At 40.8% G+C, this 17,572-nt stretch carries 17 protein-coding genes; 14 read left to right on the top strand and 3 right to left on the bottom strand.

Going from position 1 to position 17,572, the window contains the following annotated elements; genetic code table 11:
* Positions 1-84: 84 nt before the first annotated feature.
* From L2672_RS00895 to L2672_RS00905, 3 genes are all read left to right on the top strand, one after another.
* Entirely contained in the window at positions 85-1,716 is a 1,632-nt protein-coding gene (locus L2672_RS00895) for an ABC transporter permease (RefSeq protein ID WP_248993946.1), read from the top strand.
* Positions 1,717-2,745 (top strand): ABC transporter ATP-binding protein, encoded by a 1,029-nt coding sequence (locus L2672_RS00900; RefSeq protein WP_248993947.1) that lies wholly within the window; start codon positions 1,717-1,719, stop codon positions 2,743-2,745.
* 126 nt (positions 2,746-2,871) lie between these two features.
* Positions 2,872-3,810: a Dyp-type peroxidase gene (locus L2672_RS00905; RefSeq protein WP_248993948.1), complete on the top strand. Its 939-nt coding sequence runs from the start codon at positions 2,872-2,874 to the stop codon at positions 3,808-3,810.
* A gap of 82 nt (positions 3,811-3,892) precedes the next feature.
* Here the strand turns inward: L2672_RS00905 and argR are convergent, their stop codons facing one another.
* A complete protein-coding gene (gene argR / locus L2672_RS00910; RefSeq protein WP_248993949.1) occupies positions 3,893-4,363 on the bottom strand; it encodes a transcriptional regulator ArgR in 471 nt (156 codons plus the stop codon).
* 132 nt (positions 4,364-4,495) lie between these two features.
* Complete coding sequence (locus L2672_RS00915; RefSeq protein ID WP_248993950.1) at positions 4,496-4,909, bottom strand: META domain-containing protein; 414 nt, start codon at positions 4,907-4,909, stop codon at positions 4,496-4,498.
* Positions 4,910-5,007: 98 nt separating this feature from the next.
* On the opposite strand from L2672_RS00915, the gene L2672_RS00920 reads away from it, so the two are divergent.
* Genes L2672_RS00920 through L2672_RS00930 form a run of 3 tightly spaced genes read left to right on the top strand, consistent with a single transcriptional unit; the run spans position 5,008 to position 6,194 of the window.
* Positions 5,008-5,253, top strand: a complete 246-nt coding sequence (locus tag L2672_RS00920) for a hypothetical protein (RefSeq protein ID WP_248993951.1) — start codon at positions 5,008-5,010, stop codon at positions 5,251-5,253.
* The gene (locus L2672_RS00925) at positions 5,246-5,797 is read left to right on the top strand and encodes a GNAT family N-acetyltransferase (protein WP_248993952.1); all 552 of its coding nucleotides are present in this window, start codon (positions 5,246-5,248) and stop codon (positions 5,795-5,797) included. The genes L2672_RS00920 and L2672_RS00925 overlap by 8 nt, the downstream gene beginning before the upstream one ends.
* Position 5,798: 1 nt before the next feature.
* Positions 5,799-6,194 carry a hypothetical protein gene (locus tag L2672_RS00930; protein WP_248993953.1) on the top strand — a complete coding sequence of 132 codons (396 nt, stop codon included), beginning with the start codon at positions 5,799-5,801 and terminating at the stop codon, positions 6,192-6,194.
* Between the two features lie 101 nt (positions 6,195-6,295).
* Here L2672_RS00930 and metK read toward each other — a convergent pair whose 3' ends face one another.
* On the bottom strand, positions 6,296-7,447 hold the full coding sequence (gene metK, locus L2672_RS00935; RefSeq protein WP_248993954.1) for a methionine adenosyltransferase: 1,152 nt from the start codon (positions 7,445-7,447) through the stop codon (positions 6,296-6,298).
* A gap of 482 nt (positions 7,448-7,929) precedes the next feature.
* Here metK and tkt point away from each other — a divergent pair, with 482 nt between their 5' ends.
* The 8 genes from tkt to L2672_RS00975 all read left to right on the top strand — a co-directional run bounded on the left by tkt (position 7,930) and on the right by L2672_RS00975 (position 17,555).
* A complete protein-coding gene (tkt, locus tag L2672_RS00940; protein ID WP_248993955.1) occupies positions 7,930-9,924 on the top strand; it encodes a transketolase in 1,995 nt (664 codons plus the stop codon).
* 140 nt (positions 9,925-10,064) lie between these two features.
* On the top strand, positions 10,065-11,081 hold the full coding sequence (gene epd, locus L2672_RS00945; RefSeq protein WP_248993956.1) for an erythrose-4-phosphate dehydrogenase: 1,017 nt from the start codon (positions 10,065-10,067) through the stop codon (positions 11,079-11,081).
* A gap of 140 nt (positions 11,082-11,221) precedes the next feature.
* The gene (locus L2672_RS00950) at positions 11,222-12,397 is read left to right on the top strand and encodes a phosphoglycerate kinase (protein ID WP_248993957.1); all 1,176 of its coding nucleotides are present in this window, start codon (positions 11,222-11,224) and stop codon (positions 12,395-12,397) included.
* A 133-nt stretch (positions 12,398-12,530) separates the two neighbouring features.
* Complete coding sequence (gene fba, locus L2672_RS00955; RefSeq protein ID WP_248993958.1) at positions 12,531-13,595, top strand: class II fructose-bisphosphate aldolase; 1,065 nt, start codon at positions 12,531-12,533, stop codon at positions 13,593-13,595.
* 242 nt (positions 13,596-13,837) lie between these two features.
* Positions 13,838-15,181 (top strand): MATE family efflux transporter, encoded by a 1,344-nt coding sequence (locus L2672_RS00960; protein ID WP_248993959.1) that lies wholly within the window; start codon positions 13,838-13,840, stop codon positions 15,179-15,181.
* 112 nt (positions 15,182-15,293) lie between these two features.
* Complete coding sequence (locus L2672_RS00965) at positions 15,294-16,034, top strand: DUF481 domain-containing protein (protein WP_248993960.1); 741 nt, start codon at positions 15,294-15,296, stop codon at positions 16,032-16,034.
* Positions 16,035-16,312: 278 nt separating this feature from the next.
* Positions 16,313-17,038, top strand: a complete 726-nt coding sequence (locus L2672_RS00970; protein WP_248993961.1) for a hypothetical protein — start codon at positions 16,313-16,315, stop codon at positions 17,036-17,038.
* Positions 17,031-17,555, top strand: a complete 525-nt coding sequence (locus L2672_RS00975; RefSeq protein ID WP_248993962.1) for a hypothetical protein — start codon at positions 17,031-17,033, stop codon at positions 17,553-17,555. Before L2672_RS00970 ends, L2672_RS00975 begins: the two co-directional genes overlap by 8 nt.
* Positions 17,556-17,572: the final 17 nt, after the last annotated feature.

Here is a 17,572-nt window from a genome sequence, read left to right on the forward strand (position 1 = left end):
TCAACTTATTTAGCACTCAGCCAGTTTATTTAAGTCTTCTAATACGGTGTATATGCACCGTATTGTGTTAACTGGAAAAACGTTATGATTTTAGGTTTAACCAGAAGCTGGTCGCTCACTGGTTACATGATTGCGGCGGTCATTGTACTGCCGCTTATTGCATTATTAGTGCAAGCTTCATTCCCTGATGAAGCGGTTTTTAGTCACCTTTTTAATACGGTGCTTCCCACTTATATTTCCAATAGTTTATTACTTATTGTGCTTGTCGGTTTAGGGTCGTTAATTATTGCAGTGCCTGCAGCATGGTTTATTGCGCGGTGTGAGTTTCCCGGCCGTCGCTATTTTCAATGGTTATTATTATTACCCTTAGCAATGCCTGCTTATATTGTTGCCTATGTTTATACCGATATGCTCGATTATGCTGGCCCGGTTCAAATAGCGTTGCGCCAATGGTTTGAATGGTCATCCCCCCATGATTATTACTTCCCGTCAGTAAGAAGTTTGGGCGGTGCTGCTATTATGTTGTCACTGGTGCTATTTCCATATATTTATCTTCTGGCCAGAACGGCCTTTATGGAGCAATCTGCCAGCTTACTGCATGCATCAAGAATTATGGGCTGTACTCCCTGGCGCAGTTTTTGGCGGTTAGCGCTGCCTATGGCAAGGCCTGCGCTTGCAGTGGGGGTGGCGTTGGTGGCAATGGAAACCGCTGCTGATTATGCAACGGTGAGTTATTTTGCTGTTCCTACACTGACCACTGCGGTATATGACACTTGGTTGGGATATGGCAGTTTAACGGCTGCGGCGAAACTGTCGGCCATTATGTTGTTAGTGATATTTGCTATGGTGGGCGTTGAACGCTTTGCAAGACGAAAACAGCAGTTGTTTCAAAAACAGTCATCGCTATCAGCTGCGGATCGTTACTCATTAAAAGGGATTCATGCCTTTGGTGCATTTGGTTATTGTGCCAGTTTATTGTTTGCGGCTTTTGTGCTGCCTTTTGTGGTGTTGCTGACTTATGCCGTTGACTATTTTGATGAAAGTTGGAATGAGCAATTTTGGCAGTACAGCTGGAATAGCCTGTATATTGCTGTACTGGTCAGTGTGATTTGTTTATTACTCAGTTTAATACTGATGTTTGTGCGACGAGTCAGCCCAAGGCCATCAGATAACTTGCCATCACGTCTTAGCAGTACGGGATATGCACTGCCAGGAACCGTATTGGCCATTGGTGTATTAGTGCCGCTCACCTATTTAGATTTTGCCATTAATGATATTTATGATTGGTTTGGCGCAAGAGGGCCCGGCTTACTCTTTACTGGCAGTATTTTTGCTATTGTTTTTGCGTTTGTAGTGCGCTTTTTGGCTATTTCAATTGGCAGTATTGAAAACAGCTATAAACGTATTTCTCCGTCATTAGACATGGCGAGTATTACGATGGGGCAGCAACCTAGGCAATTACTAACGCGTGTTCATTTGCCATTATTACGCAAGGGCTTATTGGCGGGGGCGCTGTTGGTGTTCATCGAAAGCATGAAAGAACTGCCAGCTGCGCTGTTATTACGTCCTATAGGGTTTGAAAACTTAGCCACCTACGTGTTCCAGTTTGTGTCTGATGAAATGCTAGAACATGGCGCGCTTGCCGCAATTGTGATTGTGATTGTTGGCCTTATCCCACTTATTTACCTTAACCGTTCATTGGAGCATGCTAGTTAAATGTCGACTCTTACCATTGAAAACGTATTTAGTGATTACCAAGGACAGGTTATTTTAAAAGGCTTAAATTTGACCTTGCAACAAGGTGAAATTGTCGCTTTATTAGGCCCAAGTGGTTGTGGTAAAACGACGTTGTTACGTGCTGTTGCAGGGCTTCAAGCTATCTCCAAAGGCACCATTAAAATTAATGGTGAAGTACTGAATAACGATGATACCTTCATGCCTAGCGAACGGCGCGGTGTGGGAATGATTTTTCAAGATTATGCGTTATTTCCGCATTTGACTGTGGCAGATAACATCTTGTTTGGTGTAAAAGGGCTGAGCAAGGCTGAGTGTGAGTCACGATTACAAGAAATGCTCGAGCTGGTTAAATTAACCGGCCTTGCGCAACGTTACCCTCATGAGCTTTCCGGTGGTCAGCAGCAAAGAGTGTCGATAGCGAGGGCGTTAGCCTATGAACCACAGATTCTTTTATTAGATGAGCCTTTCTCTAATATCGATGCTCAAGTCCGTAACGAGATGATGTTAGAAATCAGAGCGATTTTAAAACAGCGTAATGTCAGTGCGGTTTTTGTCACTCACAGTAAAGATGAAGCCTTTGTTTTTGCAGATAAGTTAGCGCTATTTAAAGAGGGCGCCATTATTCAGCATGGATTGGCTGAAGAGCTATATGCTTCACCTAAAGATAAATATGTAGCGGAATTTTTGGGCTCAGGTAACTATTTGCCCGTATCAGTAAATAGTCCCCATGAAGTGAAATCGCCCATTGGTATATTACACAGTAGTGCTGCACTTACTTTCCCAGTGGATTACCAAGGTCAGTTATTATTAAGACCGCAGCAAGTTGAGTTAATTGCCGATGAGCAAGGGCTCGCCACGATTATTGAGCGACGCTTTTTAGGTACGGTGTGTCATTACTGGGTTAAAGTTGAAGAGCACTGTTTAGAGGTGAGAAGTCAAATGCTGCAACTGGTTCCCGGGCAAAAAGTTAATTTATATGCGCCAGCGCACCCCTTGGTTATTTTTTAATTGTACCCATGCAAACAGTTAACATATGATAAATTCAGTAAACATGGCTTAACACTAACTGGGATAGTATTTTTGTGTTTAGTTTTTTTCTTTTAAACCGATAACAATTCAGGTGGTTTGTTAAATATGGATAATCAGATTATGCCGCGCGAGCAATTAGGGATATGTGCTGAAGGTAATTTACATAGTGTTTATTTGATGTTTAACGCAAATGATGGCGTTGAAGATCAACTTCGTCCATCCATTGCAAGTGTGGCGCAATATATCTACGAGTTAACAGATCAATATGCCGACAGTGCATTCAATGGGTTTGTGGCAATTGGTGCTAATTTTTGGGACACCTATTACCCTGACAGTCGTCCAGCATTACTAAAGCCATTTCCTTCAATGAATGAAGGTAACCGTGATGCGCCTGCGATGGAATATGATTTGTTTGTGCATATTCGCTGCGATCGTTTTGATATTTTGCACCTTGTTGCCAATGAAATTAACCAAATGTTTGAAGACTTAGTAGAACTGGTTGATGAAGAGCGCGGTTTTAGGTTTATGGATAGCCGTGATTTAACTGGTTTTGTCGATGGCACAGAAAACCCTAAAGGACGAAATCGACAACAAGTGGCTTTAGTCGGTGAAGAAGATACCGAGTTTAAATCAGGCAGTTATATTCACGTACAGAAGTATGCGCATAACTTAAACAAATGGCAGCGTTTACCGGTTAAAAAGCAAGAGGATATCATTGGCCGTACCAAACAAGATGATATTGAATATGCCTCTGAAGATAAGCCACTTACTAGCCATATTAAGCGAGTGAACTTAAAAGACGATGATGGTAATTCTATGGAGATTTTACGTCAAAGCATGCCTTATGGCTCGGTAAAAGAGCAGGGGTTGATGTTTATTTCCAGCTGTAAAACGCCTGTTCATTTTGAAAAAATGCTTCACAGCATGATATATGGTGATGGACACGGCAATCATGATCATTTGATGCAGTTTACTAAAGCATTAACCGGCTCATCATTTTTTGCGCCATCATTAGACTTTTTAACCCAATGGGACGAAGGCTAATCTTACATTCCAAGGGAAACAAAAAAGCAATGCGTTGGCATTGCTTTTTTTATGTTTAACAACTTGGCATTAAGGCGTTGTCTTATTCGCTATAGTTGAATAATGACTTAACAGTTTCTAATGTGTCATCAATGGTTTTAATGCTAGATGGACAAATAAAAATAGTGTCATCGCCAGCAATAGTACCCAAAATTCCTTCAGGTTTACCTATTGAATCTAGAAGCCTTGCAATTAACTGTGCTGCACCAGGACTGGTTCTAACAACAATCATGGCTTGGTTATGATCAACATCAAGCACTAGATTTTTAAGTGGGCTTCCAGCGGTTGGAACGCCTAATTCTGCCGGTAAGCAATAAACCATTTCTTGTTTAGCATTGCGAGTACGTACCGCACCAAACTTGCTAAGCATGCGCGAAACTTTAGATTGGTTAATGTTACCAAACCCCTCGGTTTGTAATGCATTAACAATTTCACTTTGGCTGCCAAAACGCTCTTCTTTTAAGATAGCTTTAAATGTTTTTACCAGATCATCCTGATTTTTATTGGTCGGCATAAATTATTTCATCTTATAGTTGTTATTCATAAAACTAACTAATTCTGAATATAAGGTTGAGTTATGTCAAGAAAAACTCATTTTAAATGAATAAAAATTCAAAATTAGAATTGGACGGATTTGCAGTTAACCTTATTGAGTTAACCGACTTAGCACCATGATTGTCTCGCCTTCTTCATTGACTAATAATAAACGGCTACGATTAAATTTAGCGCCATGTACTTTAGGGAGTGTTTGCATGACATTTCTTTCTTGAGTCATTAATGCTTCAATACAGGCTTTGCGGGTGGAAGCGGCAGGATTCAAGGTTAACACATCATTTTTTAATGTGTATTGACCCATAAAAGGATTGCAACTGGTGTTGCCGACTAGCTTTCCTTGTTCATCGAAAACTAGCTTGGCTGGGCTATAGTCGATAGTAGGTTGAGATAATACAGATTCGATATGCCATTGACCTATTAATGTTTCAGTTTCAATCTCTGATGTACTTTGGCATGCGCTTAACGAAAAAATAACTGCGGCAGCGCTTAAAAAATGCTTTATCATATCTGCTAACTTTACCTAGAGTTGTCATAATTGTATCTATTCTACAAGATACTGGGACAAAGTGATAACTCATAAGCAGCATAAAATTAGGTTCATCAATGATTAAGTGGTTAAAAGTGCTGCATTTAGGCGGCTTAATACTATTAATTATAGGTTGTTATGTTTTATTTTCTTCACAATTAAGTCAGCAGGCTTCTGGGATGTTAATTATTGCTAGCTTGATTGGTCTAGGTTTGATCATGATGGCACCGTTTCCTGTCGCCCTTGTGATTGAGTGGGCGCAAAAGCAAGATCAAATTTCATCTGCTGCGAAGCATTCAGTTAAAGAGAATCAAGATGATTAATTACCGCCTCGCCAATTTAGCGGATGTAGCGCCATTATTAGTGCTTGAACGTACACATGTTAATGCTGAATTAGCACAAGCCGATCCTAGCTTACAAGGGCAAGCACTCTCCTCGGCGCAATTGACGCAATTGATAAACCAACATTGGATTATGCTAGCAGAAGATGACGGCAAAATTGTTGGCTACGTGATTGCAACGCATTGGTCATTCTTCAATAATCAGGGCTTATATAGCAATATTTTAAATCGGTTAGCTAAGCTTGAATGTGTTCACCCTTCAAGCTTTGTGAATATCAGTGAAATAAATAGTTGTCAATATGGCCCAATATGGATTGAAGCAACTTATCGGGGGACAGGAATATTTGCTGAGTTAGTGAATGCACTTTACCGACAGTTAAGTCGTCATTTTGCTTTTGTAGTCGCTTATATTGCTGATGAAAATGCTCGTTCATTTGCAGCGCATACCAAGTATGCCAATATGCAAGTGATGGACTTTTTCAGTTATCAACAACGGGATTACTATTTACTATTGAAAGGGGTCTGATATGGAACAAGATTCGCTAAGCCCTCATGCCGAGTCTGACATGTCCACCAATTTTGAGTCATTATTTTCGCCCTATTTCAGTTTGCAAATGGGCTCATTTGATAATCTAAAATTGGTTGTTGCCTTGTTAACTTTGAAACAGCAAAATTTTGATACTTATGAGTTAACGCTGCCGAATCAAAAACAGCCATTTTATGCGGTTAAGTGGCTGTCTTATTGGATTAATTGTGGCCAAGTTAATCAATATAACGTCAGTTTGCAGTTGTTTGATGGATCAGTAGTAAACGATCAAGTTGCTTTTGCTACTGCAAACGCAACACTCATTTCTGTCCCTATTATGAATATGCAGCAAGTAGAGTTTATGTGTTTAGAACATGCGCACTTTGATCATTGCTGAATCGTTGAAGATTGAACATAGTGATAATGATTTAGCTTATAAGTTTACCCATAAAAAAACCGCCAACTGGCGGTTTTTTTATACTGTGCACTTCACGCTAATTATAGGCCTGCATCTGCACGTAAAATTTCAGCTTTATCTGTTGCTTCCCATGGGAAACCTTCACGACCAAAGTGACCGTAAGCAGCAGTTTGCTGGTAAATTGGGCGTGCTAAATCTAACATTGCTGTTAAGCCATATGGACGTAATTCAAAGTGCTGACGAACAAGTTTAATTAATACTTCTTCAGACACCTTGCCAGTACCAAATGTTTCAATGCTAATGGAGGTTGGCTCTGCAACACCAATAGCATAAGACACTTGAATCTCACAACGGTCAGCTAAACCAGCAGCAACAATATTTTTAGCTACATAACGTGCTGCATAAGCCGCACTACGGTCAACTTTTGATGGGTCTTTACCAGAGAAAGCTCCACCACCATGACGCGCCATGCCGCCATAGGTATCTACAATAATCTTGCGACCGGTTAAACCACAGTCACCTACTGGGCCACCAATGACGAAACGACCTGTTGGGTTAATAAAGAATTTAGTGTCTTTATTTAACCATTGTGAAGGCAGTACAGGTTTGATGATGGTTTCCATCACACCTTCAATTAGGTCTGCTTGGCTAATTTCTTCTTTGTGCTGAGTTGATAAAACAACGGCATCAATACCCACAATTTTACCTTCATTATAAGCAAAGGTAACTTGGCTTTTCGCATCAGGGCGTAACCAAGGTAAGGTGCCATCTTTACGTACTTCAGATTGACGTTTTACTAATTGGTGTGCATAAGTAATAGGTGCAGGCATTAATACGTCTGTTTCGTTACTTGCATAACCAAACATTAAGCCTTGGTCACCAGCGCCTTGTTCGGCTGGATCTGCACGGTCAACACCTTGGTTAATATCTGGTGACTGTTTACCAATCGCATTTAAAATGGCACACGAATCAGCATCAAAGCCCATATCTGAATGGGTGTAACCAATTTCACGAACGGTTTTACGGGTAATTTCTTCGATATCAACCCAAGCAGAGGTGGTCACTTCGCCACCCACCAATACCATGCCAGTTTTGACATAGGTTTCACACGCAACGCGAGCTTTTGGGTCTTGCTCAAGAATTGCGTCTAATACCGCATCAGAAATCTGATCGGCGATTTTATCTGGATGACCTTCTGAAACTGATTCAGAGGTGAACAAGTGCTTTGCCATAGTGGGAGAATCTCGTATTTTGCTAATAAAAAAATATATCTTTATACGTCTAGACGTCTATTCTAGTCGAAATTGATTTTGATAACACCCCTGAATACGAATAAAAGCTAAGAATTGTGCAATGCAGCAAATAAATAAAAGTCTGCCATTTCAACTGTATTGTGATTTGGGTAATTACTTTATTGATTTTTAAATATTTTTAATAATTTTTAATTAGGTTTAAATTGGTTTTGTACATTAATTTGAACAATAATTCCGCGAAAATATTTCGAAAAAGATACTAGACACGCTTTCTAAATAGCCCCCAATTCAATCAACTTACGTCAAATTTCTTGAGCTTAATCAAAAAAATTAACAGAAATTATCTTTACCTCGGTTCAAAATAGGGTGTTTAGAAATTTTAATTTGCGTCACACGGTTTTGTAAGGGAAAATACGCCTCTACAATTGCCCGCTAGACCTCACAAACAAGCAGGAGAGAGCATGTCATCTCGTAAAGAACTCGCCAACGCAATTCGTGCGTTAAGTATGGATGCCGTTCAAAAAGCCAACTCTGGCCACCCAGGTGCGCCAATGGGTATGGCAGATATCGCTGAAGTACTATGGAATGATTTTTTAAAGCATAACCCTAACAACCCTAACTGGGCTGATCGCGACCGCTTCATTTTATCTAACGGTCATGGCTCAATGCTGATTTACTCTCTATTGCATTTATCTGGTTATGCATTACCTATTGAAGAACTTCAAAATTTCCGTCAATTACATTCAAAAACACCGGGCCATCCAGAATATGGTTACACTCCAGGTGTTGAAACAACCACTGGTCCTTTAGGCGCTGGTATCAGTAACGCTGTAGGTATGGCGATTGCTGAGAAAACCTTAGCAGCTCAATTCAACCGTGACGGTCATGACATTGTTGATCACTTTACTTACTGCTTCTTAGGCGATGGTTGTTTAATGGAAGGTATCTCGCATGAAGCGTGTTCATTAGCGGGTACCTTAGGCTTAGGTAAGTTAATTGCATTTTGGGATGACAATGGTATTTCTATCGACGGTCATGTTGAAGGTTGGTTTACTGATGATACGCCTAAGCGTTTTGAATCATATGGCTGGCATGTCATTGCTGATGTTGATGGTCATAACCCAGAAGCCATTGCTAACGCTATCGCTGAAGCTAAAGCGGTAACTGACAAACCAACAATGATTTGTTGTAAAACCATTATTGGTTTTGGTTCGCCTAACAAGTCTGGTAGCCACGACTGTCATGGCGCGCCACTAGGTGACGCTGAAATTGCAGCAGCACGTGAATTTTTAAATTGGCCACATGCGCCATTTGAAATTCCAGCAGATGTTTATGCCGGTTGGGACGCAAAAATCAAAGGCCAAAGCATTGAGTCAGCTTGGAATGACAAGTTTGCAGCTTACCAAGCAGCTTACCCAGAACTTGCCGCTGAATATGACCGTCGTGTATTAAAAGGCGAATTACCTGCAGAGTTTGAAGCTAAAGCTCAGGCCTTTATTCAAGAATGTCAGGATAAAGCGGAAGGGATTGCTAGCCGTAAAGCATCACAAAATGCCATTGGTGTATTTGGGGCAATGTTACCTGAATTACTCGGTGGTAGTGCTGATTTAGCTGGTTCTAACTTAACCTTATGGTCTGGCTCTAAAGGCATTCAAGACGATCCTGCTGGTAACTACATTTTCTACGGTGTACGTGAGTTTGGTATGAGCGGCATTATGAATGGTGTGTCACTGCACGGTGGCTTTATCAATTATGGCGCAACGTTCATGATGTTTATGGAATACGCACGTAATGCGGTACGTATGTCTGCATTAATGGGCATTCAAAACATTTTTGTGTATACCCATGATTCTATTGGTCAGGGCGAAGACGGCCCAACTCACCAACCTGTTGAGCAACTTGCTAACTTACGTTTAACGCCTAATATGGCGGTATGGCGTCCTTGTGATGCAGCTGAAACCGCAGTAGCTTGGAAAGCGGCTATTGAACGTCGTGATGCACCAACGTCATTAATCTTTAGTCGCCAAGGCTTAAAAGCACAAGCACGTAACGCTGAGCAATTAGCTAATGTGGCTAAGGGAGCTTATGTACTGCAAGATTGTGATGGTACTGCTGATGTGATTTTAATTGCCACAGGTTCTGAAGTACAACTTGCACTTGACTCTGCAGCTGCATTAACGGCTGACGGCGTTAAAGTACGTGTTGTTTCTATGCCTTCAAACACGCAGTTTGATGTTCAAGATGCTGCTTATAAAGAGTCTGTACTGCCTAAAGCGGTCACTAAGCGTGTTGCAATTGAAGCCGCGCATACTGACTTCTGGTACAAGTATGTTGGCTTTGGTGGTGACGTTGTTGGTATGACTACCTTCGGTGAATCAGCGCCAGGCGGCGACTTAATGAAGCACTTTGGCTTCACTGTTGAAAATGTGGTTAATAAAGTAAAAGCTTTAGGTTAATTCACAAGATCAAATCTTAGACAAATAGCACTTATATGTTAAGTGGTTAATTGTGTATAATGAAGCGGCTTACATTCGTATGTAAGCCGTTTTTTTTATTTCTTTCGCTTTATTCTGTTTAATTTTATGCTGGAAATTTAATGATTCGAGTCGCAATTAATGGTTATGGTCGCATTGGACGCTCCATATTAAGAGCCCTGTATGAGTCGGGTAAACGCCATCAAATTCAGATAGTTGCGATAAACGAACTGGCAAAGCCAGAGGCGATTTGTCATTTAACTCAGTATGATACTACCCACGGTCGCTTCCAATCTTCTATCAGCCTTAAAGATAATCACCTTGTTATTGGCGATGACGCTATTTTATTACTTAATCAGCCTGACCCTAGCAAACTGCCTTGGGGTGATCTTGATATCGACATCGTTTACGAAGCCACTGGCAGTTTAAATGACCGAAGTGAATGTGAAGTACATATTCATGCTGGTGCTAAGCAGGTATTGATTTCTCACCCATCTTCCGCAGATGTAGATGGCACCATAGTATATGGTGTTAATCATGAGTTATTGCGCCCAGAGCATACTGTGGTGTCTAACGCTTCATGTACCACCAACTGTATTGTGCCAGTGATTGATGTGTTAGATAAACATTTTGGGGTTAAAAGTGGCGCTATCACGACTATTCATTCGGCAATGAATGACCAGCAAGTGATTGATGCCTACCATGATGATTTACGTCGAACGCGTGCCGCGGGGCAGTCTATTATTCCCGTTGATACTAAGTTAGCTAGAGGAATTGAGCGGATTTTACCGCACATGAAAGACATGTTTGAGGCCATTTCTGTTAGAGTCCCAACCATTAATGTTACTGCGATTGATTTGTCTGTAACACTGGATAAGAAAGTTGATATAAATCAGGTTAATCGAGTGTTAGCATTGGCTTCTAATGGCAGTTTTAATGGTATTTTAGGGTATACTGATGAGCCTTTAGTGTCTTGCGATTTTAATCACGATCCTCGCTCAAGCATTGTCGACGGTACCCAAACAAGGGTGAGTGCAGGGCATTTAGTTAAACTACTATTATGGTGCGACAATGAGTGGGGTTTTGCCAACCGTATGCTCGACACCAGTTTGGCCATGTTTCAAGCCAAAAATAGTTAACTGTTAATAAAAATAAACTATAAATTCAGTTGGCTACTAAGTAGTTGCTCAAAAAAAGAATAACTTAAGTTGCTGATAAATATCGGCACTCAATCATTTTTTGTTTTTTAATTTTTAACATTTATAAGGAAAGGCTAATTATGGCAATTATTAATATGGTTGATCTAGACCTACAAAATAAGCGCGTGCTGATTCGTGAAGACTTGAACGTACCCGTAAAAGACGGCGTTGTAACCAGTGATGCTCGTTTGCGTGCCGCATTACCTACGATTAAGTTAGCGTTAGAAAAAGGCGCAGCTGTTATGGTGATGTCTCACTTAGGTCGTCCAACTGAAGGCGAGTTTAATGCTGAATTTTCATTACAGCCTGTAGTTGATTATTTAGCTAAAGCATTAGATTGTCCTGTTAGTTTAGCCAGTGAATACTTAGACGGTGTTGATGCTAAAGTGGGTGAAGTTGTTGTTTTTGAAAACGTACGTTTTAACGTAGGCGAAAAGAAAAACGATGAAACCTTAGCTAAGAAAATGGCGGCGTTATGTGATGTATACGTTATGGATGCCTTTGGTACCGCTCACCGTGCACAAGCATCAACTCATGGTGTAGGCCAATATGCTCCAGTCGCTTGTGCTGGCCCATTATTAGCCCAAGAGTTAGATGCATTAGCGAAAGCAATGGACAACCCGGCTCGTCCTTTAGTGGCAATTGTTGGCGGTTCTAAAGTTTCAACTAAACTTACTGTATTAGAAAGTTTATCAGGCATTGTTGACCAACTTGTTGTAGGTGGTGGTATTGCTAACACCTTTATTGCTGCAGCAGGTCATAATGTAGGTAAATCATTATACGAAGCTGATTTACTAGATGAAGCTAAACGTTTAGTGGCAAATGCCCAAAGCCGTGGCGGTGATATTCCAGTTCCTACTGATGTTGTTGTTGCTGGTGAATTTAGCCCTACAGCTGACGCAACGCTTAAATCAGTGAGTGAAGTTGCTGACGCAGATATGATTTTTGATATCGGTCCAGATAGTGCTGAAGCACTGGCAAAAATTCTTGAGCAAGCTGGCACTATTGTATGGAATGGTCCGGTTGGTGTATTCGAGTTTGACCAATTTGGTAAAGGCACTGAGCGTATTGCACGCGCTATTGCTGAATCAAAAGCGTTCTCTATTGCGGGCGGTGGCGATACCCTTGCTGCAGTAGATAAATATAATATTGCAGATAAAGTTTCATATATCTCGACAGGTGGTGGTGCGTTCTTAGAGTTTTTAGAAGGCAAAAAGCTTCCAGCTGTGGAGATGCTTGAGCAACGCGGTGCTTAAATAGGCTGAGTTTAAAAAAATAATAATTATTAGTATAAACCGCCTCCTCAATACCTGAATTTGCTGAGGGGGCATAACAATTAATCCAAAAATAGCGACCTAGGTGAGTAATCACCCTATATTGGAGACAGAAATGGCACTAATCTCTCTACGACAAATGCTTGATCATGCTGCTGAGCATAATTATGGCGTTCCTGCGTTTAACGTAAATAACCTAGAACAAATGCGTGCAATTATGCAAGCTGCTGAAGCAACAGACAGCCCTGTCATTGTGCAAGCATCTGCTGGCGCACGTAAGTATGCTCGCCCACAGTTTTTAAAATATTTGATGGCTGCAGCGCTTGAGCAGTACCCAGATATTCCTGTGTGTATTCATCAAGACCACGGTACCGATCCTGATATTTGTCAGCGTTCAATTCAGCTTGGTATGTCATCAGTAATGATGGATGGCTCGTTAATGGCTGATGGTAAAACACCTGCGTCATACGAATATAACGTTGATGTGACTCGCCGTACTGTAGCATTTGCTCACGCATGTGGTGTATCGGTTGAAGGCGAAATCGGTTGTTTAGGTAGCTTAGAAACCGGTATGGCTGGTGAAGAAGACGGTGTTGGTGCTGAAGGTATTTTAAGCCATGACCAACTATTAACGACACCTGAAGAAGCGGCGCGTTTTGTTGCAGACACTCACGTTGATGCTTTAGCTATCGCGATTGGTACTAGCCATGGTGCGTACAAGTTCAGCCGTAAACCTACCGGTGACGTATTACGTATTGACCGCATTAAAGAAATTCATGCACGTATTCCTAATACGCACTTAGTAATGCATGGTTCTTCTTCAGTGCCACAAGAGTGGTTAAAAATCATCAACCAATACGGTGGCGAAATTCCTGAAACTTACGGTGTACCGTTAGAAGAAATTGTTGAAGGTATTAAGCACGGCGTACGTAAGGTAAATATTGATACCGATTTACGTTTAGCGTCAACAGGTGCTGTACGTAAGTACCTAGCTGAGCATCCAGCTGAGTTTGACCCTCGTAAATTCTTAAAAGCGTCTATGGAAGCCATGGCTGACATTTGTACTGAACGTTACGAAGCATTTGGTTGTGCGGGCATGGGTTCTAAAATTAAGCCTAAGTCACTACAAGCTATGTACAAAGCTTATCAATCTGGTGAGTTAGATCCTAAGATCAATTAATGACTTTGGCGTAAGTTGATCCCCTGACACGGTATGACATTTGTTAGGGCGATTAGACTGACTCGTTTTAAACCCGCTTAATGACATCATTAAGCGGGTTTTTATTTATCGGTATAAAAAAAGTGTTGTTTTTTTGTACCGTATAGCGCATTATCGCCGCCCTTAAAATGTCATCATCTTCTGCTACGGTGATGAAAAACCATTACGACGACTTGATAGCATTAACCAACTGAACTCGCAAAATGCACACCAACCCAGACAAACCATTATCGCTTTTCGGCTTAACATGGCCGTTATTTATTGACTTTGCATTACATTTTTTAACGGCGGCGTTGAATACGTTTATGATCAGTCATGTTTCCTATCAAGGCGTCGCAGCCTTGTCTGTAGGTAATATGGTCTTTGAATTAGCCATCACCTTATTTAGCTTTGTCAGTATTGGAGCCACTGTGGTGATTACTCAGTATTTAGGCGCCAAAAACAAAACAGCAGCAAAAAATGTCGTGTACTCAGCCATTGGGTTTAATTTAGGGGTAGGCGTGGTTGCTGCATTAGGGGTAGTCAGTGGTGCCAGTACCATTTTGTACTTGATGAATTTACCCGAACATTTGTTGGCTGACGGTAAACTGTACCTGCAAATTGTTGGCTTGTGCTTGATTCCTGAAGCGATGGCGATGTGTATTGCTGGGGCGATGCGCGCTCATGGTCATACTCAACAAGCAATGTGGGTAACGTTGAGTATGAATCTTATTACTTTTACCGGAAATTTATTGCTGCTATACGGTTGGTTTGGCTTACCGCAAATGGGCGTAGCTGGAGTGGCGATTAGTACGGTAACCGGACGAATTATTGGTATGTGTATCATGATGGCCTTATTCGTCAAATACACCGGTATATCGTTACATTTCCCTTCCATTATCAGGCCACAATGGAAAATGTTACGTAAAGTCTTTCATATAGGCTTACCTGCAGCGGGTGAGAACTTATCATGGATGCTGCAATTTTTAGTTGTGACTTCATTTGTGGGGCTGATAGGTGATAAAGCGTTGGCTGCACAGTCGTTATATTTTCAAATCTGTATGTTTATTCTCTTGTTTGGCCTGTCTATTGGTATTGGTAATGAGATTATTATTGGACATTTAGTGGGCGCAAAAGCCATAAAAGCCGCTGAGGCCCAAATGTATCGAGCATTAAAGTGGGGACTGGTTGTGACGACTATAGTCGCGGCAATGGCAGCAATGTGGGGGGATGATATGGTGGCGTTGTTTACCGATGAAGCCGATGTTATTGCGTTGGTTGCGCCATTATTTATTTTAACCTTATTTATGGAGCCGGGGCGGACGTTTAATTTGGTGGTCATTAATGCGCTTCGTGCTAGCGGTGACGCAAAGTTCCCTTTCTTTATAGGGGTTAGCTCTATGTGGTGTATTGCCGTGCCTGGAGCATATTTTTTAGGGGTTCATTTAGAGTATGGTTTGATCGGTATTTGGGCTGCACTCGCTATTGATGAATGGGTAAGGGGATTGGCAATGTTATGGCGCTGGAAAAGTGGTCGTTGGCAGTCGAAAAGCCTTGTTAGTAATTAGTAATAACTTTATTTAACTGTGGTTGTAATGTGTTTATTTTGTCATCTTAGGTGTGCCGGTGTTAATATGTCGCTTGAATTTTAGGGTGAATATTAACAAAGGGAACGCGTAGATGAAAAAATTGCTTTTAACTGCTGCAATTACATTGGCTATGCCATTAACAGCTCAAGCCGGTGCTGATTTTGTTGAAGGTGACAAGACGTTTGCTGGCGAAGCTGAGTTAGGTGCAACATTGACCACAGGTAATACTGACACTTCTTCGTATAAAGCTCGTTTGAATATGAAGCACGAGTTAGGCAATTGGGAAAACCAATACTTACTAGAAGGTTTATACAAAGAAGATACCGATGAAGTAACCGCAAAACGCTATTTTGCGGGTATACAAGCTGATTATCAGATTAACGATCGTAGCTATATCTTCTTTAACACCAATTACGAAGTCGATCCTTTTACAGGTTATGATTTTACCTCAACCAGCTCTGCCGGTTATGGTTATCATTTTATAGATAATCCAGATACCACGCTTAAGGCTGAAATCGGTCCCGGTTATATTTACCAGCGTTTAGACGATGAAACCGCTTTACTAGAAGGTTATGATTCAACTGATAGCGTTGTTGCTCACGCCGTGGTTAACTTTGAAACGGCCATCAGTGAGTCATCTAAGTTTAAGCAACGTTTTATTGCTGACTGGGGTGATAAGTTAGATGCGCGTTCTGAAACATCATTAACGGCAAATATTGTGGGTGCGTTAGCGATGAAGTTTGCTGTTATTGTTCGTTATAATAGCGAGCCTTTGGACGGTAAAGAAAGTACCGATACCGAAACCAACATGACGCTGCTATACGCGTTCTAACGACTCTTAGCTAATTGTTAAGTGTTATTAAATAGCTGGCAACCTTGCCAGCTTTTTTTTTACTCTGCACTACAGTCCTTTTACTTTCTAATTACCTGTCTGTATCAATCATCCTAATGATACAAATTGTTGCGTGATCAAGAGTCGATTTCTAATGCTGCCCAATGAACATGGCCTTAAAATGCGGGCATAATGATGAATATACATGCTAAAAAGCTAAAACTGTATATCAACTTCCTTGTTTGTTTAATTTCCGATACCTTTTTTGAGAGTATGGCATGCAGATTGGCCGCTGTTGGTTTGACCAACAAAAAAAACAATTAATTGATCAATCAACAGAGCAAATATGGTCATTAAATGAACATGAATTTGCAGTGTTAGCACAATTAGTGTTTCATCGCGGCAGAGTGGTTTCTCTTGAACAGTTATCACCAATTAAAATTACCAATGAAGAGCTTACCCATGTTGTCGAGTCTATCTGTCGGTATCTAGGTGAGCAGCATAAAAGTTTGATTGAATATGTGCCGGAGCAAGGCATTATCCTGCATAAAAAAGTCATTTCACATCCTTTTAGATTGCTGGATTCGCCGAAACGCGCCATTTCATATGGTAATTACATTTTGATCCTTATCTTGACAGTTTTGGCGATGACGTTTGTTTATTCAAATTTATCCTATCCAACCAATACGAAGCCAAACTTTGCTAGACAAATCTTGTCAACGCAGGGAAATATCACCCACTTATTGGTGTATGGAAATAAACAGAATAATGACAGTTTACGCCGAAAGACAGAGGCAATTAGTCGACATTTACGCCGATGTAATATTTTGCCTTGGCAGTCTATTACCGTGGCGTTTTCAGAAGACAATTTAAACTTAAGCGTTGTAATGAAAAGAAAAAATAGCGATGGCTGGGAATTTAATAATGCTAAGCTTATCTTACCCAATTTAGACCATTACCATGTTCATTCTGACTGGTATAAAGAGGTGAGTATTTGTGCTTAACTCATCTGGATTAAACCTTAAATCTGGCAAGCTTTTGTTGGTGTTAATGATACTGATCGCTGGCGGTTTGTTACTGAAAGTGGAGCAACTTGCCGACACCAAACCCATGTACACATTTCAATGTGCTGCAGAAACCTATGAAGTGCAGGATGAAAACCCTTTACCGTTTAAAAAAAGCACTATGAACCTAAAAGTGACAGAAGATAATGGTCAGTTATCACTGCGCTATTTATCATCTGTTGCTGGTTTTAATGATGAAACTGCTGAGATTACAGGTGTGTTGTCTGAACTTTCAGTGAGTGAGCTGATGTACCATTATCAGCTGCAATTAACCGACCTTGATGTGAGTAACGGTCATTTGGCTGACTATTTGCGGCATGAGCTGAATATTGATTTATTAACCCTTAATCAGTCATTCAAACAAGATATACAAGTCTTAGAAATGGATTTAGCGCAAAATTACTTAATTATTAAGTTTCTGCCAAATAATACATTGTGGGCATGTGATTTAGTTTAAGTATTTATAAAGTCTGC

This window comes from Shewanella gaetbuli, from assembly GCF_023284065.1.
Lineage (GTDB): Bacteria > Pseudomonadota > Gammaproteobacteria > Enterobacterales > Shewanellaceae > Shewanella > Shewanella gaetbuli.